The organism is Actinomadura meyerae, from assembly GCF_900188445.1.
GTDB classification, from domain to species: Bacteria; Actinomycetota; Actinomycetes; order Streptosporangiales; family Streptosporangiaceae; genus Spirillospora; species Spirillospora meyerae.
In genome coordinates, this window is the sequence record NZ_FZOR01000011.1 from 17,638 (window position 1) to 39,503 (window position 21,866).

The 21,866-nt window shown below is 72.9% G+C and carries 22 protein-coding genes and 1 pseudogene; 14 read left to right on the plus strand and 9 right to left on the minus strand.

Annotation, left to right across the window (positions count from 1 at the left end):
- The first annotated feature begins 76 nt into the window (after positions 1-76).
- On the plus strand, positions 77-463 hold the full coding sequence (locus tag CHF16_RS13630) for an ATP-binding protein (protein ID WP_143227967.1): 387 nt from the start codon (positions 77-79) through the stop codon (positions 461-463).
- Positions 442-819: a hypothetical protein gene (locus CHF16_RS13635; RefSeq protein WP_089326380.1), complete on the plus strand. Its 378-nt coding sequence runs from the start codon at positions 442-444 to the stop codon at positions 817-819. The genes CHF16_RS13630 and CHF16_RS13635 overlap by 22 nt, the downstream gene beginning before the upstream one ends.
- Positions 820-998: 179 nt before the next feature.
- Here CHF16_RS13635 and CHF16_RS13640 read toward each other — a convergent pair whose 3' ends face one another.
- The 6 genes from CHF16_RS13640 to galE form a co-directional block, all read right to left on the minus strand.
- The gene (locus CHF16_RS13640; RefSeq protein WP_143227968.1) at positions 999-2,297 is read right to left on the minus strand and encodes a pentapeptide repeat-containing protein; all 1,299 of its coding nucleotides are present in this window, start codon (positions 2,295-2,297) and stop codon (positions 999-1,001) included.
- Between the two features lie 138 nt (positions 2,298-2,435).
- Complete coding sequence (locus CHF16_RS13645) at positions 2,436-2,756, minus strand: hypothetical protein (protein ID WP_089326382.1); 321 nt, start codon at positions 2,754-2,756, stop codon at positions 2,436-2,438.
- Positions 2,756-3,121, minus strand: a complete 366-nt coding sequence (locus CHF16_RS13650) for a hypothetical protein (RefSeq protein ID WP_089326383.1) — start codon at positions 3,119-3,121, stop codon at positions 2,756-2,758. The genes CHF16_RS13645 and CHF16_RS13650 overlap by 1 nt, the downstream gene beginning before the upstream one ends.
- Positions 3,122-3,501: 380 nt before the next feature.
- The gene (locus tag CHF16_RS13655) at positions 3,502-4,269 is read right to left on the minus strand and encodes a hypothetical protein (RefSeq protein WP_089326384.1); all 768 of its coding nucleotides are present in this window, start codon (positions 4,267-4,269) and stop codon (positions 3,502-3,504) included.
- Between the two features lie 164 nt (positions 4,270-4,433).
- Positions 4,434-5,507 (minus strand): hypothetical protein, encoded by a 1,074-nt coding sequence (locus CHF16_RS13660; RefSeq protein WP_089326385.1) that lies wholly within the window; start codon positions 5,505-5,507, stop codon positions 4,434-4,436.
- A gap of 254 nt (positions 5,508-5,761) precedes the next feature.
- Entirely contained in the window at positions 5,762-6,766 is a 1,005-nt protein-coding gene (gene galE / locus CHF16_RS13665; RefSeq protein WP_089326386.1) for a UDP-glucose 4-epimerase GalE, read from the minus strand.
- 219 nt (positions 6,767-6,985) lie between these two features.
- On the opposite strand from galE, the gene CHF16_RS13670 reads away from it, so the two are divergent.
- From CHF16_RS13670 to CHF16_RS13710, 9 genes are all read left to right on the plus strand, one after another.
- Positions 6,986-7,639, plus strand: a complete 654-nt coding sequence (locus CHF16_RS13670) for a response regulator (RefSeq protein WP_179271521.1) — start codon at positions 6,986-6,988, stop codon at positions 7,637-7,639.
- 109 nt (positions 7,640-7,748) lie between these two features.
- On the plus strand, positions 7,749-9,158 hold the full coding sequence (locus CHF16_RS13675; protein WP_089326388.1) for a YveK family protein: 1,410 nt from the start codon (positions 7,749-7,751) through the stop codon (positions 9,156-9,158).
- Between the two features lie 4 nt (positions 9,159-9,162).
- Positions 9,163-10,308, plus strand: a complete 1,146-nt coding sequence (locus tag CHF16_RS13680; RefSeq protein ID WP_089326389.1) for a DegT/DnrJ/EryC1/StrS family aminotransferase — start codon at positions 9,163-9,165, stop codon at positions 10,306-10,308.
- A gap of 2 nt (positions 10,309-10,310) precedes the next feature.
- On the plus strand, positions 10,311-11,492 hold the full coding sequence (locus CHF16_RS13685; protein WP_089326390.1) for a polysaccharide biosynthesis protein: 1,182 nt from the start codon (positions 10,311-10,313) through the stop codon (positions 11,490-11,492).
- Positions 11,493-11,499: 7 nt separating this feature from the next.
- Complete coding sequence (locus CHF16_RS13690; RefSeq protein WP_089326391.1) at positions 11,500-12,735, plus strand: glycosyltransferase; 1,236 nt, start codon at positions 11,500-11,502, stop codon at positions 12,733-12,735.
- The gene (locus tag CHF16_RS13695) at positions 12,732-14,045 is read left to right on the plus strand and encodes an O-antigen ligase family protein (protein WP_089326392.1); all 1,314 of its coding nucleotides are present in this window, start codon (positions 12,732-12,734) and stop codon (positions 14,043-14,045) included. Before CHF16_RS13690 ends, CHF16_RS13695 begins: the two co-directional genes overlap by 4 nt.
- Complete coding sequence (locus tag CHF16_RS13700) at positions 14,042-15,433, plus strand: lipopolysaccharide biosynthesis protein (RefSeq protein ID WP_089326393.1); 1,392 nt, start codon at positions 14,042-14,044, stop codon at positions 15,431-15,433. The genes CHF16_RS13695 and CHF16_RS13700 overlap by 4 nt, the downstream gene beginning before the upstream one ends.
- Positions 15,434-15,435: 2 nt before the next feature.
- On the plus strand, positions 15,436-16,164 hold the full coding sequence (locus CHF16_RS13705; RefSeq protein WP_089326394.1) for a sugar transferase: 729 nt from the start codon (positions 15,436-15,438) through the stop codon (positions 16,162-16,164).
- Between the two features lie 23 nt (positions 16,165-16,187).
- Entirely contained in the window at positions 16,188-17,108 is a 921-nt protein-coding gene (locus tag CHF16_RS13710; protein ID WP_089326395.1) for a hypothetical protein, read from the plus strand.
- 39 nt (positions 17,109-17,147) lie between these two features.
- Here the strand turns inward: CHF16_RS13710 and CHF16_RS40260 are convergent, their stop codons facing one another.
- From CHF16_RS40260 to CHF16_RS42165, 3 genes and pseudogenes are all read right to left on the minus strand, one after another.
- Positions 17,148-17,303, minus strand: coding sequence for a hypothetical protein (locus tag CHF16_RS40260; RefSeq protein ID WP_179271522.1), 156 nt, complete (start codon positions 17,301-17,303; stop codon positions 17,148-17,150).
- Between the two features lie 208 nt (positions 17,304-17,511).
- Positions 17,512-18,660, minus strand: a complete 1,149-nt coding sequence (locus CHF16_RS13715) for a Rieske (2Fe-2S) protein (protein ID WP_245868456.1) — start codon at positions 18,658-18,660, stop codon at positions 17,512-17,514.
- Between the two features lie 42 nt (positions 18,661-18,702).
- A pseudogene (locus CHF16_RS42165) lies at positions 18,703-19,077 on the minus strand (MBL fold metallo-hydrolase); the annotation flags it as partial.
- Between the two features lie 259 nt (positions 19,078-19,336).
- Here CHF16_RS42165 and CHF16_RS13720 point away from each other — a divergent pair.
- The 3 genes from CHF16_RS13720 to CHF16_RS13730 all read left to right on the plus strand — a co-directional run bounded on the left by CHF16_RS13720 (position 19,337) and on the right by CHF16_RS13730 (position 21,835).
- Positions 19,337-20,197: a sensor histidine kinase gene (locus tag CHF16_RS13720; protein ID WP_179271523.1), complete on the plus strand. Its 861-nt coding sequence runs from the start codon at positions 19,337-19,339 to the stop codon at positions 20,195-20,197.
- A complete protein-coding gene (locus CHF16_RS13725; RefSeq protein WP_089326398.1) occupies positions 20,194-20,841 on the plus strand; it encodes a response regulator in 648 nt (215 codons plus the stop codon). Before CHF16_RS13720 ends, CHF16_RS13725 begins: the two co-directional genes overlap by 4 nt.
- Positions 20,842-20,965: 124 nt before the next feature.
- Positions 20,966-21,835: a cytochrome P450 gene (locus tag CHF16_RS13730; RefSeq protein WP_089326399.1), complete on the plus strand. Its 870-nt coding sequence runs from the start codon at positions 20,966-20,968 to the stop codon at positions 21,833-21,835.
- Positions 21,836-21,866 lie beyond the last annotated feature (31 nt).

Sequence of the window (21,866 nt, forward strand, 5' to 3'; positions counted from 1 at the left end):
GGTTCTTCCGGTTTGGTGGATTGGCCCGTTCGTGGTCGCCTCCGTCCAGGCTGGAGGGTTACCGATGCCAGCGGTCATGCTTGCGCCAGAGACGCCGCCACTCGTGCTGGAGCCGTGCGACGAGGCTCCCGCCAAAGCGCGGCGCTACCTCAGCGACCGGTTCCGCGAACTGGGGCACACCGACGACTTCGTCGGCCGGCTCGTGGTTACCGAGCTGGTCACCAACAGCTACAAGCACGTCGGGACCGGGCACATCGTCGTCCGCGTCTTCCCGGACGTGCGCGAGCCGCTCACCGTCATCGAGGTCTGGGACGAGAGCACGTCCCTCCCCGTCGTTCAGGGCGAGAGGCTATGCGCTGAGGGCGGGCGCGGTCTGCTCCTGCTGGCCGAACTCGTCCACGACTGGGGCGTCCGGCCGCTCAACGAGGAGGGCAAGATCGTATGGGCCCGCTGCGCCCGCTGAACGTCCCGGCGGGCCGCCACCTAATGGCGTGGCGGACCCGCCTGGGACGCTCCACCGCGATCCGCAACCTCGACCAGCTCGCCGTCGCCCTCCAGGCCAGGCGCTACCGGCTCGTCAAGCTCTACCAGGCCGACGAGCTCCCCGGCCGCCCACCGCTGCTGTGGGTGTTCGCGCTCGGGCCGGACGAACACGTCCGCATCGCGGTGGGGGTCCGGGCCATGCTCGGCGGCGGCTGGGCCTACTACGAGGCCGGACGCGGAGCACGCGGCTACCTCTCCTCCTGCGACAACCTCAAGCACGCCACCGACCAGGTCGACGGCCTGCTCAAACACCGCATGTTCCCCTCCACCTGGTAACCCCGTCAGCTCGGCGGAACCGTTCCGCACAAGCGGTTCGTGGCGTCGAGCGCGAGGACCAGTAGACCGCTTCGCACAGCAACTGGGCGGCCGCATGGGCGCTGCAAGCACCCGCGAAGCGACGCTACCGGGTGCCGGCAAGGCGCGAACCTGGCCGGGTGCCAGCGCCGGCGATCGTTTTACGACAGGTGATCAGCCATGCCGTGAGCCAGTCCAACAGGCTTTCGCCCGGTCGCTCCAGAGAAGTCGAGCGTGCCGCCCTCGAACCGGGCGTCATTGAAGGAGACCGTGCCCTCCGCGAACCGGACACTGCCGAAGCCGACAGCGCCGCCCGTGAACCGTGCTTTGTCGAAACGGACCCTGCCGCCCTCGAACCGAGCGGCTTTGAAGGAGACCATCCCCCCTGCGAACCGGGCACCGCCGAGGTCGACCAGACCGGCCGTGAAACGGGCCTTGGCGAAGCCGACCACCCCGCCCGCGACCCGGGCGTCGTCGAATGAGACCGTGCCGCCCTCGAACCAGGCGGCGAAGAAGCCGACCAGGCCGTCCTCGAACCGAACGCTGTCGAAGGAGACCCTGCCGCCCTCGAACCGGGCGCCGACGAAACCGACCGAGCCGCCCTCGAACCAGGCGCCGTAGAAGGAGACGATGCCGCCCGCGAACCGCGCGTCGTCGAAGGCGACCGTGCCGTCCTCGAAATGAGTGTTGGTGAAGGCGACCGTGCCGCCTTCGAATCGAGCACTTTTGAAGGAGACCCGGCCGCCCGCGAACCGGGCACCGCTGAATGAGACCCGGCTGGCGTTGAAGGTGGCGTGGCTGAAGTCGCCGCCGTCGAAGATGACGTCGGTGAAGTCGAGGTCGTGGCCCTGCCAAGAGACTGCGGCGTCGTCGCGCAGGTGGTTGCCGATGATGCGGATGACGGTGTGGCGGACCTCGCGGATCGCGCGGAAGGCGGCGCGGGCCCGAGCATGGTCGGCAGGGCCGTGGCCTTCGGCGGGCGCATCGCCGGGATCGGGGTCGTAGGGCAGTCGCAGGTACGCGCACAGCACGTCGATACAGGTCTGCCGTAGCTGGCGAGTGGGGGCATCGTCGGCCAAGCCGGCCAGCGCGTGCACCCCGCCCAACTGGACGGCGGGCGAGGAGTCGCCGAGTTGCGCGACTGCGGCCGTGAACCGGTCGCTGTGCAGCTTGGTGTCCTCGCGCAGCGCCGCGTTCTCCTCGGTGCGCTGCTTGCGGTAGGCCACCACCAAGGCCACCAGACCGCCCAGCCCCGCCACGACCGCGAACGACAGCTTCACCAGATCGAACAGCACCGATGACGTGATCTGCTTCTCGCGCTTGACGCCGTGCACGTCCAGAAGACCCAGCCCGAGCCACAGCGTCGCCCCAGCGACCGCAATGGCAGCGGTGAACGTGGCCGTCAGCGCCACCCATACCGGAATCAGCCGCGCCGGTCGCCGCAGCTCGCCTCTACTCATCCGCCGTCCTAAGCCCGCACCTCTCACGCCGTTCAGACGCGCCCGCCATCCCCGGCGTTCACCGGCGGCCCTGCCTTCAACCGCGCCCAGATGCGGCCGGTAACGGGTCAAGGCCGCCCTCCACCTTCAAACCCTCTGTCAGTGGGGTGGTGGGGGTGTTTTGCGGAGGCGGTTCGTCGCGACGAGCAGGAGGGTCCAACCGACCGCCTCGCACAGGAGCTGGACGGCCATGTGGATGGTGAAGGCACCAGCGAACGATCCTCGCCGTCCTTCCAGGACGTTCAGGATCAGGGTGGTGAGGGAACCGGCTAGGGTTCCGGCGGCCAGGACGACGAAACCGGCGCCGGACGCCCGGCCTTCGCCCCGGCCCGCGGTGAGCAGGACGACTCCGCCCGCGAGGACCGCGATGCCGCAGAAGATCCCCACGACGGTGTCGGCGAGGAGCATGATGCCCTCCATCAGCGCGCTCCCGTCAGGCCGGTGACGTGCGGTGCCGGGCGCGGGCGGCGGAGCCGGCCGAGGAAGCCCGCGAAGATCAGACCGAGCGCGGCGACCGTCACGATGTCGCTGAGGAGGGCGAGCGTGCCGGTCAGCACGATCGCCGCCGAGTTCTGGTCCGTGTCCAGGCTCAGCCATCCGGCGATGGGCGCGAGGACGGCGAGGACACCGGCCGCGATCTTGCAGCCGAACCCGGACGCCAGCAGGGCTCCGGCCCGGGGCGCGGTGCGGCGCACCTTCAGCGCCACCACCAGGCCGGCGATGCCCACTCCGAAGCGGACGATCAACCAGACGAGCCCCAGTGCTCCGAGCAGTACCGCTTCCACGATCGCCTCCCGTGCCCGTTCCGTCCCACTATGACGATCATGACGCGGGCGGGGTTCAGGTGGCGGAGGCGGGAGCCGGGGTGGACACAGCCCGTCCGGGCTTCCGGCGGAAGGGTGGAAAGCCGGACGGGCTGATTCTCGGACGCGTCGCCACGGCGGGCGGTGCGCCGCGATCAGGTTAGGACACATCCCGGAGGGGGGTCTTTCCGGGTCCGCACCGGCCGGTGCGGATGAGGTCATGCCCCGCTGATGTCCATCAGCGGGGCATGACCCTGGCTTCGGTGTTCGCCGCCGCGACGGCGGCGAGCGAGCCGATCAGACGGCCCGTGCCGTCATGAGAGGGCTCTTCGACCGGATCACGGTCTGCCCTGCGGCTCCACCTAGACCTGCGGCGCAGCCTGGCCCTGCTGAACGCCCTGGTCCGGCTGCGCGGCCTGGTTCTGCTGCGCGGCCTCCGGGGCAGCGCTCAGCTGCTCGGGCTTGGCCTGCTCGGCGGCCTGGCCCTGGTCCTGCGCGGCGGGCTGGGCGGCCTCCTGCTGCGCGGCGTTCTGCTGCGCGGCCTCCGGCGCGGCGGCCTCAGCGCCCTCCGCGGCCTCGCCCTGCTGCGCCGGCTGGCCCGGCTGCGCGGCCTCGGCACCTTCCGCGGCCTCGGCACCTTCCGCGGCCTCAGCGCCCTCCGCTGCCTCAGCGGCCTCGCCCTGCTGCGCCGGCTGGCCCGGCTGCGCGGCCTCGGCACCCTCCGCGGCCTGACCCGGCTGCGCGGCCTCGGCGCCCTCGGCGGCCTCGGCGGCCTCCGCGCCCTCGGCGGCCTCGGTGCTCTCCGCGGCCTCGGCGCCCTCCGCCTCGCCGGAGTCCTGCTCGGGGCCCTCGACCTCGATGACCACGGGGCTGTGGTGGTTGCCCTTGATCTTCGGCTTGATGTCGCCGGTCGTGACGGGCTTGTTCCCGAGGTTCGGCGAGGCGTGCGGCGACTTGACGACCTCGGCGTAGTTGAGGTCGCCGGGGCCGTTCTCGACCACGTAGCGCGGCTTGATGTAGATGTTGATCTGCTGCGGCGGGCCGGTCTCCGCAGAGGCGGCGGGCACGGCCAGGAAGCTGCCGCCGACCGCGACCGCGATGACTGCCGACGCACGAGCTATGCGTTTCATTCCTTTTCCCCCTTTTTTGGAACCTGGTTCGCAGCGCTGCGAACTAGTTGATCATAACAAGATGATTGCATCGAGCTGAATACGGGTGGCCGATATTTTCTGCGCGATCGCCCGCCCGCAAAACCGACTTGCTGCCGTTTTGCAGATCGGCAGTAATGTCGGAATTACAGGTCACCGCGTCCGATGTCCGGGCAGTGCGGGCCACGCCGGCCGGTTTGCACGCCGGTTCCGGAGGGTTCCCGGTCGCCCCGCACGAGGCGGGACGGGGCCTTGCCCGCGCCCGCCCGCGACGGTGTCGCCCATGTGCGCGGGCGTGTGCAGCGCATCCTCCGGTTTCCCGCCGGTGTCCGGCGCTCGTAGGACGCCCGCAGCCCCGCCGGCGCCGCCGCCTGCGGCTCGTTCCACCGCAGGTCGACGCCCAGGGAGGGCCTCATGGGGGCACGGTCCGGTACGGCCACGTACCCGGCGAGATCCGGAGGCGGCACGGGCGGTGCCCGGCCGGGGACGGTCCCGAACACCTCCGTCCACAGGTCGAGCAGACCGCCCCAGGGGACCCGCACCGTGTAGGTCGTGGCGAGCTTGAACTCGGTGCCGAGGCTCCACGACCGCCGGGTCACCGGCGACCCGGCGTGCCCTTGAGCCCGTCCCCTCGCCAGCGATATCGGCTTCGTCCTGAAGCGCGTACGGAAATTGCCCGTCTTGGCGTCCATATATCCCCGCATCACGCCATGACGGGAAACTGTCACACCGAAGTCGGGCGGCCTGACGAAGCTCAGCCTTCCGCTCGTCGAGGCCCGCGCCTCGAAAGCCAGACCCGCCTCGGGCTGCCCCGCCGCCGAGCCCACGGAAAAGGACCCGCCGACTCCGGCTCCGCCTTCGAAAGTGAAAGCCAGACCGTTCCGAGTAAATGAACTCGTCACGCCGCCGCCAAGGCCGCGGTAAAAGCTGAGCTTCAATACGAAGCCGTCGCCGTCCACCGGTAGCGAGAAAGCGTGCCGCTGGACATCGTCCCAGTCGGCTGCACCGCCTCCGGGCGCCGCGAACCGCCAGCCCGCGAACGGGGAGTGGTTCGGCCGGAGGCCGCTCGACATCCACGAGCAGGACGGATCGGCGGCGCATCCGCACGCGCTACCGGCGTCCGCCCGCCCCTCCAGGACGATCGCCGTCGCCGCGGCGGCCAGCACCACCGCGGACACCATGATGATCCGGACATACCTGCTTCGCCATGCCTGCTCCATGATTCCTCAGCCCACACGCCTGACTCACCCGCACAGAACAGAGGCCATCATAACGGTGTGTAGGCAAATGAATACATAAAGTGACTATCGCCCTCTTTAAGCACGATGGCGGCACCCGCCGGCACGCGGGTGCCGGCGGGTGCCGCCAGGCCGCCCCGCACGCGGGCCCTCCGGCGGAAGGAGGACGGCCCGGCGGGCGGGGCGGCGGATCAGGCTCGGATCAGGCTCGGATCGGATGTCGGCTCGGGTCCGGGTCAGGCGACGTCGAGTTCGCGGCGGCGCTCGGCCCACTGGAGGGAGTGCCGGATGGCGTCCTCGATGGTGTACTCGGGCTTCCAGGCGAGCAGGTCCCACGCCTTGGCCGGGTTGACGTAGGCGCCGACGACGTCGCCGGGGCGGGCCGGGGCGTCCTCCGCGACGAAGCCGTCGCCCACGACCTCGCGGAAGGCGGCGACCAGCTCGCGGACGGTGGTGCCGTCGCCCGTCCCGAGGTTGATCACCTCGTAGCGGGCGTGCTCGCCGACCGGCGGGATGATCGAGTCGAAGCGGGTGGCGGCCTCGTAGAAGGCGCGGGCGATGTCCCAGACGTGGATGTAGTCGCGGATCGCCGTGCCGTCCCGGGTCTCCCAGTCCACTCCGGTGATCTTGAAGGGGACGCCCAGGCCGTAGCACTCGATCATCTTGCCGAGGGCGTGCGTCGGCTTGCTGCTCTGCAGGCCGGTCCGCAGCCGCGGGTCGGCGCCGATCGGGTTGAGGTAGCGCAGCGAGATGACGCGGAAGTCGTACGCCTTGCAGAAGTCCTGCAGGAGCAGCTCCGCCATCATCTTCGAGCGGGTGTACGGGTTCTGCGGGTCGAGGACCGAGGTCTCGGTGACCGACAGGTCGGGTTCGGGACGGTACATCCCGGCGGTGGACGCGAAGATCATCCGGTTCCGCCCGTTGCGCACCAGGTGGCCGGCGAGGTCGAGGGTCTTGGACAGGTTGACCCGGTAGTAGCGCAGCGGGTCGGCCATCGAGTCGGGCACCACGATCAGCGCGGCGCAGTGGACGGTCGCGATGATGTCGGGGTGGTCGCGGAAGATCCGGTCGACCAGGTCGCCGTCGGCGATGTCGCCCTGGTAGAAGATCTTCCCCGCGGTGAACTCCGAGCGGCCGGTGACGAGGCTGTCGAGCACGACCGGCGTGATGCCGCGCTCGGCGAAGGCGGAGGCGATCGTGCTGCCGATGAACCCGGCTCCCCCAGTGATCAGCACTTTCATGTGGCTTCCCCTGCGGCCAGTGCGTCCCCTGAAATGACAGCCACAGGATCCGCAGGCGGTCGCGGACGGTCAATGTCCCGTACGCAAGGTGACCGGGTCCGGACGCCGGTGAACCGCGCGGCCCGCCGTCGCGTCCGCGCGCGGTTCTCTCCCCCTTCCGTGCCGCGAGTACAGCGTTTGCAGGATCCGCCGGGCGCGCCGAGCCGTCATCGTCGGTGGATGGAACCGATCCGCGTCCTCATCGTGGACGATCACGCGCTGTTCGCCGAGGCCCTCGCGGCCCGGCTGGGGCGCGAACCCGACCTGGTGATCCTGCCGATCGCCGACGACGTGCGGCGCGCGCTCGCGCTGACCGCCACCGAGCGCCCGCGGGTGCTCGTCCTCGACCTGATGCTCGGCCACGAGAGCGGGCTGGACGTGCTGGACCGCCTCCGCGCCGACCACCCAGACGTGCGGGTCGTGGTGCTGACCGCGGTGAGCGACCTCGACGCGATGGTGCGGGCCGTCCGGCTCGGCGCGGTCGGGTGGCTGGAGAAGACCGAGAGCGCCGAGCTGGTCGCGCGGGTGATCCGGTCGGCGGCGCGGCGCGGCGGGTGGATCCCGCCGGACCTGCTCGGCGACCTGCTGCGCGCGCTCGTCCGGGACGGCGGGGAACCGGGCGGGGAGCCGCTGGCGGAGCTGACGCCGCGCGAGCGCGAGGTCCTGCAGTGCATGGTGGACGGCCTCAACCGCGGCGAGATCGCCGAGCGGCTGGGGCTGTCGGCCAACACCGTCCGGACGCACACGCAGAACCTGCTGGCGAAGCTCGGCCTGCACTCGGCGCTGGAGGCGATCACGCTGGCGATGCGGGCCGGCATGCGGCCCGGCGGCTGATCCGCGACCGCCCCCGCGTCCGGCCGCTCTTCGCCCACTGGTGCAAAAGGCGTAGATCGGGGTCGTCTTTTGCGCGATTGCCCCGGCTCGCCCCCTTCCTACGCTCGCCGTGACGAAGCCGGAGGGGAAGATCGTGGAGATCGATGAGGTCGCGGCGCGGGTCATGCGCAGCTACTGGGCGCTTCTGCTGGTCATGACGGTCGTCCCGCTGGTGCTGGTGGGCCTGGTGATGAGCGGGCAGGAGCCGCCGGCGGTCGCGAAGTCGCGGCTGCAGGCCAGCAGCCGCGCCACCGACGCGGCCCCCGGCGACGCGGGCGTGTCGATCGTGGTCAGCCAGGTGAAGGCGTTCGCGACCACGGAGAACCTGCTCCGCGAGGTGCTGCGGAACCAGCGGGTGGACCGGTCGACCACCAAGACCGCCAAGGCGATCGAGGTGACCGGGCTCGGCACGTCCACAATCGTCGAGCTGTCGGTGAAGGACCCGGACCCGGACGTGGCGCGGCGGCTCGCGGACGCGATCGGCGCCGCCGTCGTCCGGGAGATCAACGACTCCAACCAGGGGTCGATCCAGCGGCAGATGGACGGCATCGACAAGCGGATCCGGGAGCTGGAGCGCCGGCTCGGCCCGCTGTCGCGGCGGGCGAACGCGCAGCCGAACCCCGACATCGACGCGATGAACGAGCGCGAGCGGGTGCAGGCGGAGCTGACCGACCTGCGCGCGAACCGCTCGGACCTGCAGACGCAGCTGTCGACGGCGGGCACCGCGTCGGTGGTGCAGCCGGCGGTGCTGGCGCCGCGCTCGAACCCGGTGGTCATGATGGCGTCGATCGCGGGCCTGGTCGGGCTGATCGGCGGGATCCTGATCGCGGTGGTGACGGAGATGGCCCGTCCGACGATCCCCGGGCAGCGGCGGGTGGCGCGGCGGCTCGGGGTGCCGCTGCTCGGCTGGGCCGACCGGGGCCCGGGGGGGCTCGCCGACCTCGGGCGGCGGATCCGGCTGGCGGCGCGCAAGGAGGGGGTCGGGCGGGTCGCCCTGGTCGGCGCGCCCGGCCCCCTGCCCCCGGACCTGGTGTCGGCGGTGGCGTCCGCGGTGTACGGGGACGACACGAAGCTCGTCACGGCCCGTGCCGGCGACGACGACGAACCCGGCGGCGGCAGCGGGACCACCCGCGGGGACGGCGGCGAGCCGTCGTCCAACAGCAGCGGGCCGGGCGGCGGCAAGAGCACGTCGGTGGTCCGCGCCGGCGGGGGGACCGCCGTCATGGCGAAGAAGTCCGCGCAGGTGTCCCCCTCGGAGATCACCCAGCCGGTCCCGGTGCGCCGGCTCTGTCATGTGCACGCGTTCGAGGACATCGATCCGGGGTCGGACGAGGAGGTCGGCGTGATCGTGCTGGTCGGCCCGGTGACGCGGGTGGCGGGCCTGGAGACGGTCCGCGACCTGGTCGCCGCGTCCGGCTGGCCGCTGCTCGGCGTCGTCGGCGCGACCCGCAAGATCCCGTCCCGCAGGAGCAGGGGGTAGCCAGATGAGTTCGTCCGTCCCGTTCACGATCCCGTCGGTGTCCGGCGAGGTGTCCGACGCGGTCGTCAAGGTGCTCGACTCGGGCTGGATCACGACGGGCCCGCAGACGGCCGCGTTCGAGCAGGAGTTCGCCGACCACCTCGGCGCCGCGCACGTCGTCGCGGTGGCCTCGTGCACCACCGCGCTGGAGCTCAGCCTGCGCGCGCTCGGCCTGCCGCCCGGCTCGGCGGTGCTGACGCCGAGCCTGACGTTCTGCGGCGCGATCAACGCGATCCTGCACGCGGGGCACCGGCCGGTGCTGGTCGACATCGACGAGGACACGCTCGTCCCGAGCCCCGAGACGGTCGCGGCGGCGGCGCGCCGCTGCGACCCCGCGGCGATGATCGTGCAGAACCAGGGCGGCTACCCGGTGGACGTGCCGGCGCTCGCGGCGGCGGCCGGGCTCGACCGGACGCGGGTCGTCGAGGACGCGGCGCACGGTCCCGGCGCGGCGCGCGGCGGGAAGCGGGTCGGGTCGGAGTCGTTCGCGGCGTGCTTCTCCTTCTACGCGACGAAGAACATGCCGATCGGCGAGGGCGGCGCGGTGGCGTCCGGCGACCAGGAGTTCGCCGACCGGGTCCGCGCGATGCGGATGCACGGGATGAGCAAGGACTCCTGGAAGCGGTACCTGCCGGGCGGAAGCTGGCGCTACGACGTGAAGACGGTCGGGCTGAAGGCCAACATGACCGACGTGCAGGCGGCGATCGGGCGGGCGCAGCTCGCGGCGCTGCCCGGCTGGCAGGAGCGGCGCGCCGCGATCGTCGCCCGCTACGACGCCGCGCTGCGCGACCTGCCGGGGCTCGTCCTCCCGCAGCGGAACCTCGACGGGATCCAGCACGCCTGGCACCTCTACCAGGTGCGCGTCCGGGACCGGGACGCGGTCAGCGCCGACCTGGAGGCGGCGGGCGTCGCGACGTCCGTCCACTTCATCCCCGCGAACCAGATGACCGCCTACCAGGAGATCCTCGGCGCCGAGGAGTGCGCGCAGGTGCCCGTGACCGACCGGGTCGGCGAGGAGCTGCTGTCGCTCCCGCTGTACCCCGGGCTGACCGACGACGGCCTGGATCGCGTCGTCACCGCGCTCACCGAGGCCCTGCGGACGCGGAGCTGACCGTGCGGAGGTTCCTGCCGCGCCGCGGACCAGCGGCGCCCGCGCCGGCCCCGGCCAGCCCGCTCGCCCTGCTGATGGGGCGGGACGAGGTGGCCATGGCGCCGCATCGCGGGCGGCGGCTGGTCCGCGGCCGGCGGGTACTGGTCACGGGGGCGTGCGGGACGGTCGGCCGGGCGCTGTGCCACCAGGTCGGGCTGCTCGAACCGGCCGCGCTGTGCCTGCTCGACCGGGACGGCGACGGCCTGGCGGACCTCGGCCGGGACCTCGCCCGGCACGGCGTGGACCCCGGCACGCTCGCCGAGGCCGACGTGCGGGACGCCGACCGGGTCGGCGAGGTCGTCGCGGCGGCCCGTCCCGACCTGGTCTTCCACACCGCCGGACGCAACGAGCTCGCCGACCTCGAACGCGACCCGTGCCGGGGCGCCGCGCACAACGTCCTCGGCACCCGGCACGTGATCGACGCGGCGGTGCGGCACGGCGCGGAGCGGCTGGTGTTCGTCTCCTCCGACAAGGCCGCCGACCCGACCTCGGTACTCGGCGCGACGATGCGGCTCGGGGAGCTGCTGCTGCGCACGGCAACGCCCGGCCCGACCTGCTTCGCCGCCGTGCGCGTCGGCAACGTCATCGGCGGTGCGGGCCGGCTGCTGACCGTGCTCGCGCACCGCATCTCCTCCGGCGAGGTCGTCACGATCGCCCACCCGGAGGTCGCGCGGCACTTCATGACCGTGGAGGAGGCGGCCGGGCTGCTGATCGAGGCGGCGGCGATGGCGGAGGAGGCGGAGACGTTCGTCCTCGACATGGGCCGCCCCGTCCCGGTGGTGGAGCTCGTGCACCGGTACGCCGAGCAGCTCCGGCTGCCGGAGGTGACGATCCGGTTCAGCGGGCTCGGGCCGGGCGAGAAGCTCGCGGAGAAGGCGTTCGCCGACTCCGAGCGCCGGATCCGCACCGCGCACCCGAAGATCTGGGCGACCCGTCCCGCGGCGCCGCCCGCCGGGCTCCCGCAGCTGCTGGACGAGCTGGAGGCCGCGGCCGGCTCCGGCGACTGCGACGCGGTGCGGCTGCTGCTGCGCCGGCTGCTCCCCGAGTACCACCCGGTCCGGCGGGCGGAGCCGTCCGGCGCCCCGCCGCCCGGGCCGAACTGCCTCTGCGGCGCGGGGTGCGACCCCGCCCCGCCCGGCCTGTGAGGTGCGCATGACCAGCACGAGGAAGCCCGGCACGGGCAAGCTCAGAGTCGCCACGGTGATCACCCGCTTCAACGGCGGGGCCGGGCAGGTCGCGCTGAACGGCGCGCTCGCCCTCCCGGACGGCGGCTACGAGCGCGCGATCGTCACCGGCGGCGTCGGCATGGACAGCACGGCAGCGTCCACGGGAAACAGCGTCCTCTACGGGGACGATGCCGTCGCCAACGCCGCCGCCGGTGACCTCACTCCCGCCGCGCACGCGGCCGGGATGGAGATCGTCCAGGTGGGGCCGCTGGTGCCGCAGATCTCGCCGCGCGACGACGTCGCCGCGCTGCGCACCCTGACCCGGGTGCTGGCGGAGGGCCGCTACGACGTCGTCCACACCCACAGCGCGAAGGGCGGCGTGATCGGCCGGGTCGCCGCCGCCCGCGCCGGGGTCCCGCGCATCGTGCACACCTGGCACGGGTTCCCGTTCAACGAGTTCCAGTCGTGGGCGCGGAGACGTATATACATAGGTCTCGAACGGATCGCCGCCAAGCGCACCGACGCGTTCCTCGCGATCGGGTCGGAGACGGTGACGACGGCGCTGCGGCTCGGGCTCACCACGCCCGAGCGGGTGCGGCTGTCGTGGCCGGCGGTGGACGTGACCGCCTACGCCGCCGCGCCCGGCTCCCGCGCGCAGGCCCGCCGCCGCCTCGACCTCCCCCTCGGTGTGAAGGTCGTCGGGTCGGTCGGGCGGCTGACGTTCCAGAAGGGCCCCGAGGTCTTCGCCAAGGCGATCGCGCGGCTGCCGGACGACGTGTTCGGGCTGTGGGTCGGCGGCGGGCCGATGGCCGGCGAGCTGGCGAAGCTGACCGCGAAGCTCGGCATCACCGAGCGGATGCGCTGGCTCGGGCACCGCGACGACGTCGCCGGCGTGCTGCCCGCCTTCGACGTGATGGCGATGGCGAGCCGCTGGGAGGGGCTCCCGTGCGTGCTGGTCGAGGCGATCGCGGCGGGGATCCCGCTGGTCGCGACGGCCGTCCCGTCCAACCAGGATCTGGTGCTCGCCGGTGAGACGGGCATGCTCGTCCGTCCCGAGGACCCCGAGGGGCTCGCCTCCGCGGTGTCGGCGCTGCTGGACGACCCGTCCGCCGCCGCGCGGATGGCCGAGCGGGCCCGCGCCCGGGTCGGCCCCTGGTTCTCGCCGGAGCACCTCGGGACCGTCCTCGACGAGACCTACCGAGGGAACTCCGCGCGCCCATGACATCGACCATCGAGGCCCCGCCCGCCCCGCCGCGCCCCGCGGCCGGGGCCGGTGCCGCGTCCGCGCCGCTGAAGCGCGGGACGCGGCTGACGGCCGTGATGACCGTCGCGGGCATCGCCTCGCTGCCGATGCTGATGCCGGCCGGGCTGCCGCCGGGGCCGGGCAACACGGGCCTGCCGGACCTCGCGCTCGTCGCCGTCACCGGCACGCTGCTGCTGTGGGCGGGCACCCGGAGGCGGCCGATCCACTGGCCGTTCCTCATCCCCACCCTGCTGACGATCATCGCGGGCGGCATCGCCGCGATCGTCAACGAGGCGGGCGCGCTGACGCTGGTCAAGGACCTGTTCGTGCTGCTGTGGGCGGTCGCGATCGCCAACTTCGGCCGCGACACGTCCCTGCTGCGGCTCGCGCTCCGCGCGTTCGTCTGGATCGGGACCTGCTACGCCGTCGTCATGATCGCCGGCTTCGTGCTGGGGATCGACGCGCTGTCCGGCAAGCAGGTCGACGGCGAGCGCGCCATGTTCACGTTCGGCGACGCCAACTACGCGTCCAACTGGTTCATCTGCATCTTCTTCATCGCGCGCGCGAGCCGCTTCCCCGGGACGCCCTGGAAGCGCTGGACGGTCTGCGGCGTCCTGCTCACCGCCGAGCTCCTCACCGGCTCCAACGGCGGGCTGCTCGCGCTGTCCATCGCGGTCCTGCTCGGCTACCTCTTCCGGCTGTTCCGCGAGGGCAAGGCGCACCACGCCATCGCGGTCGGCGCGCTCGCGGTGTTCCTCGGCGGCGCCGCCGTCACCGTCGTGTCGGCGGTGAACATCCAGCCGCTGCTGGACCGGGCGAGCCAGGCGTCCCCGATCCTGCGCGACTCCATCGGCCGGACGACCGGCGAGAGCACCAACTCGCGCAGCACCGTCCTCGCCACCACCCTCCAGATGATCGACGCGCAGCCGCACCCGTGGGGCATCGGGCCCGGCCAGACCGAGAAGCAGATGCTGGTGCGGCAGGAGACATACGTACGGGAGGCGCACAACGACTACGTCGCCGCCGTCCTGGAACGCGGGTTCCTCGGCGGGATCGCGCTCATCACCCTGGTGTACGTCCTGCTGCTGAAGTGCGTGCGGATCGCCCGCCGCGGCGCCCTGGCCGGCGAGTACGCGCGGCTCGTCCCCCGGCCCGAACTGTTCGGCGCGCTCGTCGCCGTCTTCCTCATCTCCGGACTCTTCTACGAGACCCTCCACTACCGCCACGGCTGGGCGTTCTTCGGCCTGATAGCCGCGCTGGATCTGTTCGGAAGGGAGCGCGCCCGATGACCGGCACCCAGTCCCCCGCCGACAGCCAGGCGTCCGTGTCCGCAGCGGGTGCGGAGTCGCGGTTGCGGCGGCGGCTGCTGGCGCTCGTCGCGGGCAACATGGCGGGACGGATCGGGGCGCTCGGCTCGCTCGGCATCGCCACGATCCTCGTCGCGCGGGTCGGCGGGCCGAAGCTCGTCGGCGCGTTCACGCTCGTCCGGATCCTCCCCGGGCTGCTGTGCCAGCTGTCCAGCGCGGGCCTGCCCGGCGCCGCGCCCTTCTTCCTCGCCCGCGCCGACTACGACCAGCGCCGGGTGCGGCCCACCCTCGCCTGGCTGACCGTCATCGGCGCGACCCTGTCCGGGATCGGGTGGCTGGCCCTCAGCCCTCTGCTCTACCTGGTGTTCTTCAAGTCGTTCGGGCTCTGGGTCGCGGTCGCCGCCGCCGCGCCGTCGTTCACCCAGGGCTTCGTGTCGGTCGGCAAGGGCCTGCTCCAGGGGACGGACGACCAGCACGGCGCGAGCCTCGCCATCGCCGTCGAGGAGTTCGTGTTCCTCCCCATCTACCTGGTGATCCTGACCGGCTGGTACGGGCCCGGCGCGCTGATCACCGGGCTGGTGCTCGCCGACATCGCCGCCGCCGCGTGGATCGTCCGGCGGCTCGCCCGGCGCGGCTTCTTCTCCGGGTGGGGACGCGCCGACCGGCGCCTCGGCCGCTCCATCGCCGGGTACGGGTTCCGCGGCTACCTCGGCCAGTTCATCGACCTGCTGCAACTCCGGTTCGACATGGCGCTGCTCGGCGCGCTCGCCGGGCCGAAGGTGCTCGGCGTCTACACGGTCGCGAGCAAGTTCGCCGAGCTGGTGCAGCTGCCGGGGCTCGCCGTCAACTACGTCCTGTACCCCGACTTCGCCAAGGAGGACCGGGAGACGGCGACGAAGCGGACCTCCCGCCTGATCCTGCCCGCGCTGGCGGTGTCGGCGATCGCCGCGCTGCCGCTCGCGCTCATCGCCGGGACCGCGCTGCCCTGGGTGTTCGGGGACGTGTTCGACGACGCGGTCGTGCCGACCTACATCCGGCTCGCGGGCGTCGTCACGTTCGGCGTGACCGGGCTGATCATGGCCTACCTGTACGGGGTGGGACGGCCCGGCGCCGCGTCCACCGGGCAGGGCATCGGGCTGCTGGTCGTCGTCGTCCTCGGCGCCGTGCTCATCCCGGCGCACGGCGCGACCGGCGCGGCCGTCGCCACGTCGCTGTCCTTCGTCGCCACCACGGCCGCGCTGCTGGTGTGGTTCCAGCACGTCAAGAACCAGCGCGTCACGAACCCGCCCGTCACGAACGTTGCTCTCGATACCCCCGCGACCGATGCCCCCGCGACCCGCAGACCACCCGTCTCCGAACCCAAGGGGTGATCATGTCCGAGCTTGCGAGCCGTCCCCTCGAACCGTCCGGCGGGATCGCGCCGTCCAGGCCGCGGCGCGCGCTGGACATCGCCGGCGCGGTCACCGGGCTGCTGCTCCTCAGCGTCCCGCTGCTGCTCATCTACCTGCTGGTGCGGCTGTCCAGCCCCGGGCCCGGCGTCTTCCGGCAGACGCGGGTCGGGCAGGGCGGGCGCCCGTTCACCATGTACAAGTTCCGGACCATGCGGGAGGGCGTCGGCGGCCTCACCGTCACCGCCAACTGCGACCCGCGCCTCACCCGGGTCGGCAAGCTGCTGCGCCAGTGGTCGCTGGACGAGCTGCCGCAGCTCGTGAACGTGCTGCGCGGCCAGATGACGCTCGTCGGGCCGCGCCCGGAGACCTACGACCTCGCCGTCCACTACGCCGCCGACTGCCGCTGGGTCTTCGACCACCGGCCCGGCCTGACCGGCGTCTCGGAGGTGCGGCTCCGCGACTTCGACGTCCTCGGGCCGGACGAGGAGGTCGACCTCGACAACTACATCACCCGGATCGTGCCGGCGCGGGTCGCGGTCGACGCCGTCTACCTGCGCGACCCGTCGATGCGCGCCACGTTCGGCGCGCTGTGGGACACGGTCAAGCACATCCTCGGCATCCCGGTGCCGCCGCTGCCGCCGCTGCGGCGGGACGCGGCCGGGGCCGAGCCGCCCGTCCGTCCCGCGGAGGAGCCCGGCTCCGCCGCCTGACCAGCCGAAATCGGGGAGGAAGCATGGACATCCGGGACGTCCGGTTCCGGATCTGGGCCATCGTGACCGCGGTCGTCCTGGTCGCCGGGTTCCTCTTCTACGTCGGGCACCGGAAGGCCGGGTACGAGCCCTACCGGGGGCCGCTCGCCTCGCCCGGCACGACCGCCGCGCATCCGCCGCAGACGCGGCGGATCGCGCTGAACACCCAGCCCGCCGACTACCCGCGGCTGAGATCGCTCGGCTACGACCTGGTGGACGTGAAGGCCGACGAGGCCCTCGTCGCCGGCGTCCCCGCCGGGATGCAGGCGCTGCTGTGGGTCGGCAACTTCACCTGCGGCGGCTTCGAACTCGACTGGGAGGCGTTCCAGCGGGCCGTGCGGCGGTTCGGGCGCGACCCGAAGGTGTACGGCTGGTACCTGTCGGACGAGCCGAACCCCGGCGACTGCCCCGGGATCGCCGGGGAGATCCGCCGCCGCGCCGAGTACATCGAGCGGCACGCGCCCGGCCAGGTCTCGTTCATCTCGCTGACCGACTGGCCGATGAAGCCGCTCGCGCCGAAACGCGTCGGCGTCGACCTGGTCGGGCTCGACCCGTACCCGTGCAAGGGGTCGGCCGAGACCCGCGAGCGCTGCGACATCGGGGCGATCGACCGGATGGTCCGGATGGCGGACGCCGCCGGCATCCCGCGCGCCAGGGTCGCGCCCGTCCTGCAGACGTTCGGGCAGGGCTGCAGCAAGGGCGACAAGAAGTACTGGCTGCCGACGCGGACCCAGTTCCGCGAGATCCTCGCCCGCTGGGACCGGCTCGCGCCGCGCCCGCCGCTGGAGATCTCCTACTCCTGGGGCCGCCAGGACGAGTGGGCCTGCCCCACGCTCGCCGACGCGACCGGCGGGAAGCACCCCGACCTGCAGAGCATGATGCGCGCCCGCAACCTCGGAAGCTGACCGGGCCGATCGAACGACCGGGTTCAGAGGCGGGCGGGGCTAGCCTCCGCCGCCCGGGTTGTCGGCGACGGCCGGATGCTCGGCGCCGGACGGCACCGGGAAGTCGAACGACCCGATCTTCAGGGCCGCGATCTCCAGCACACCGACGAGCAGAACGAACGCGACGGCCAGCAGGCCGAGCTTCTTGCGGTCCACGCCCCGCACCCCTATCGAACCCCCCAAAAACGCAGGTCAAACCTAACACAAAATGATCTACAGGCCGGGCCTGAACGCCTCCTCGCGCACAAGACGTGACCACGTTGTTACAGTGCGCCCGCGTGTCGCGCGCCCGCCGGACGGCGGGCCGCCGGCAGCACTGCGGGCCGGGCGGCGCGGAACGCCCGGCCCGTGGCGGCCGTGGGTTCTAGGCGAGTCGGCGGCTGGTGAGGTTGGCGGCCCTGGCGTTGAGGCACTCGCCGGTGGCGAGGTCGAAGGCGAAGTTGTGGGCCAGGCAGTGGATCGTGCCGTCGCGGACGACGGCGCCGACCGACAGGTCCTCGCCCGCGTGCGGGCAGTAGCGGGGGATGTCGTAGCGGGCGCCGTCGCAGGCGACCGTGATGCGCTCCGACTCGTCCCGCCCGGTCTCGTACGCCTCGACGGCCTGGAGCGCGGGCGCGTTGGCGTGCTTGAGCAGGCCGACCAGGTGGTCGTTGTAGACGTCCGGGTCGCGGTAGAGGCTGAGCCGGAACGAGATGAGCAGGTCCTCCCAGGCAATCCGGCCGGTGAGGACGGCGTCCAGCCAGCGGCCGGCGGTGGTGATCCGGTAGTGCGGGCGGACGTCCGGGCCCGCCTCCGACACGGCGACCCCGTCCGCGGTGAAGTCGACGTCCCAGGTCCCGCCGTTCGGCCCGGTCACCTCGAAGCGGACGATCATCGCGATGCGGCGGCGGAAGTAGTCGCTGAGGCCGCCCAGGTAGGTGAAGTGGGCGGCGAAGCGGTCGAACAGGTCGGGGCCCGGTTCGGGGTACTCGGCGAGCACCTCGGCGATGGCGGGCGCGCGGTCCTCGGCGTACCGCTTGAGGTACTCCTGCCGGTCGGCGTCGGCGAAGGAGAACCGCGCCGAGACCGGGTCGCGGGCGATCCCACCGGTGTCCAGGTCGATCGCGTCGCCGGGCAGGAAGTGGTCCCAGCGCTGCCGCGGCAGGTGCTCGCGCAGCCACGCCGTCGAGACCTCCGGGTCGCAGAACGCGCCGTCCGCCTGGCCGAGCACCCAGTTGAGGTGCTCGACCTCGGCGTCCAGGAAGCACGGCGGACCCGCGAACGGGACGGCCAGCTCCGGCTCGGTCTGCCGGACGAGCCGCTGCACCGAACGCAGCTTGGAGATCCGCTTGGCCATGGACAGCTCGGCCATCTCGGCCGCCGGGTACTCGTAGCAGATCGGGTGCCAGGACGCCCCGGACGTCTGCACCGCCATGAGGTCGAGCCGGTCGCCGGCGAGGTGCTTGGCGCGGCGGGCCTGCGCGGCGGTGAGCCGGGCGTCGTTGCAATGCAGGATCCCGCGCCCGTCCGCCACGATGAGAAAGGCGGCATCGTGGCACATAGGTGACAGTTCCGGAATCGCCGTGATCCAGGACCCGCGATTGTCCAGCGGGTATTTCCCCCAGGGTTCGATCTCGATTACCTGGCGGCCACCCGCGGCCGCCGCCATGCGTTCCCGGAAGGCGGGTCCGGGATAACGCGGAATGAGGATCCGGGTCCGCACGGGAAGGCGGGCGATGACCCACGGGTCGAAATGATCTAGATGCTCGTGCGACACCGCGACCCAGTCGGCGTCGAGCACCGCGTCCGGATTCAGATGATCGTTTCTCGGATACTGGTGCCAGGCTCCGAGAAAGGCCCCCGTTGGAGCGAGCCACGGGTCCGCGAGCAGGCGGAACGCCTCCGCGTCCAGCGCGATCCCCGCATGTCCGAGAAATGTGACCGTAGGCATGGTCCGACTGTCCCGCCGCGGGGCCGCCGGCGCACCCACCGGAATGCGCAAAGCGGCTACGCCACCGGTATGAAAGAAAAGTCACCGGCCGAACTGACAAACCTTACTGGGACGTTCCGACAAAGCAATGAGTTTGCCCCGGTGGGGCACATGTCCACTTCTGGACAGGCAGCGGTCTGTTGCGGCCAATTGACTGGACATGCGCCGGGAGGCCGGGTGACCGTCTATGGGGTGCTGGAATAGCGGACGGGGGACTTTCATGGACAACGGACGAGCGCGGTCCTCCCCGGCGGGCTCCCCCGCCGGCCCCGCGGGCGCGGGCGCGCACGCGGGGACGTACGCGGGGACGGGGACGCTCGCGGGCGCGCACGACGGCGGCCACCCGGCCGGGCGGGGCGAGCAGGTGCTGTGGCGGCGCCGGCTCCGCCACGACATCCGGCACGAGCTGGGCACCATCATCATGCTGGCCTCGGCCGTCGTCGTCGCGGAGGACGTCGGCGACACCAGCCGGGCCCGCATCGAGCAGCTGCTCGGCGAGACCCGCTGGCTCGACCACCTGCTCCGCCGGCTCGACGAGGACGACACCGGCGGCGCGGAGGGCCCGGACGGCCGCCCGCTGCCCGGCCCCGAGCGGCTCCGGGTCGACGAGCTGACCGCCGAGGTCGTCACCGGCATGCGGCTCGCGACCCGGCACGAGGTGTGCTTCACCGGCGCCGAGACCTGGGCCCACATGGACCCGGTCGCCCTGTGGCGCGCGATCCGCAACGTCCTCGACAACGCGTGCCGCGTCGCGGCGGGCCGCGTCGACGTGCGCGTGGAGGCCGACCAGGGGTGGATCGTCATCCAGGTCGACGACGACGGCCCCGGCTTCGGCGCCGCCCCGGCCGGGCGCCCCGGCCGCGCGGGCCGCGGGCGGGGCCGGCCCGGCCTGGCCTCGCTCGGGCTCGGCATCGTCCACGACCTCATCTCCGGCTACGGCGGCAGCCTGGAGATCCGCACCTGCGAGATGGGCGGGGCGCGGGTCCGGATGCTGCTGCCGGCGGCGCCGCCGCCCGACCCGGCCGGGCCGCGCGGCATCGGCGACGACGCGTTCGCCGACGACTGGCGGCCGCACCCATGAGAATGCTCATCTGCGACGACCACGCGGTCTTCGCCGAGTCGCTGTCGCTCGTGCTCGCGGACGCCGGGCACAGCGTCGTCGGGGTCGTCTACTCCCCCGCCGACGCGCTGCCGGTTCTCCGCTCCCGGCAGCCCGACGCCTGCCTGATCGACCTGCAGTTCCCGTCCGGCACCGCGCTCGACTGGATGCCGCGGCTGCGCGCCGCGTCCCCGCGGACCAGCTTCGTCGTGCTGACCGGCTTCCTGGAGCAGCCGGTGCTGGACGAGGGCGTCGCGGTGGGGGTGCGGGGGTTCGCGCACAAGGGCCAGCAGGCCGGCGACATCCTCGCGGTGCTGCGCCGCGTCGCGGACGGCGAGGTCGTGATCGACCAGGCGGCGCTGCGCGGCGGCGCCCGCCCGAGCACCCGCGCGCAGAAGGTCGCGCGGTTCCTCACCCCGCGCGAGCGGGAGGTGCTGACGCGGCTGGCCCGGGGCGAGTCCACGCAGGCGCTGGCCAAGGCCATGGGGGTCACCCGCAGCACCGCGCGCAGCCACGTGCAGAGCGTGCTGTCCAAGCTGGGCGTCCACTCGCAGCGGGAGGCGGTGATCGAGGCGGCCCGGCACGGGCTGGTCAGCGTGGAGACCGGGGAGTGGCTCGCGGGCTGATCCACCGGGCGCCGCCGTGACCGCGGCCCGCGCATGGGACCCGCCGGGCTCCGGGGACGGCCGAATCCGGCCCTTCAGGGTTCGGCCGGGACGCGTTAGCGTCTGCCTCGGAGAGGAGGTACCCATGCCGCAACGGCGCGGCGCGCCGGCGATCTCCACCGCCCGTCCCCCCGGCCGCGCGGACGCCCACGCCTGCGGGGTCCCGCACGACCGGCTCGAACGGCTCCGGGCGCGGACGCCGGTCGCCTGGCTCGACGAGCGCACCGCCGGGCAGCCCGGCGCCTGGGCCGTGCTCCGCTACTCCGACGTCCGCCACGCCCTCACGCACCCCGAGGTCTTCGCTCCGCAGATGGGCGGGCCGCTGCACGGACCCGTGACCGGCGGCGAGGCCCACGGCGCGGCGCACATCGACATGGACCCGCCCGCGCGCGACATGCTCGCCCGCATCCCGTCCGGAGAGGCGGTCGACTTCGTCGGCGAGGTCGTGCCTGAACTGCCCGAGACGCTGCGCAACACCCTCGCCGGGGGCCTGTACGCGCTGCTGCGCCACCCCGGCGAATACGCCCGGCTGCGGGAGCGGCAGGACGACGACGCGCTGATCGACAGCGCCGTCGAGGAGATGCTGCGCTGGTGGACGCCGGTGCTCCAGGTCTGGCGGACGGTCCTGCGCGCCACGACGGTCGGCGGCGTGCCGCTGCTGCCCGGCGAGAACGTGGCGCTGTGGCTCGTCTCCGCCAACCACGACGGCGAGACGTTCCCCGACCCCGGGCGGTTCGCCCCGGACCGGTTCGTCCAGGCCGCGCGGCCGCACCTGTGCTTCGGGTTCGGACACCGCGCCTGCCTGGGCGCGCGGCTGGCGCGGGTCCACCTGCGCGCCATGCTCGTGGCGCTGCTCGAACGCCCCGGGGCGCCCCGGCCCGCGGGCGAGCCGGTGCCGCTGCGGTCCAGCGCCCGGCACGGCTTCGTCCATCTGCCCGTCCGCTGGAACGACTGAGCCTCCCGGCGGCGCCCGGCCGGCCCGGCTA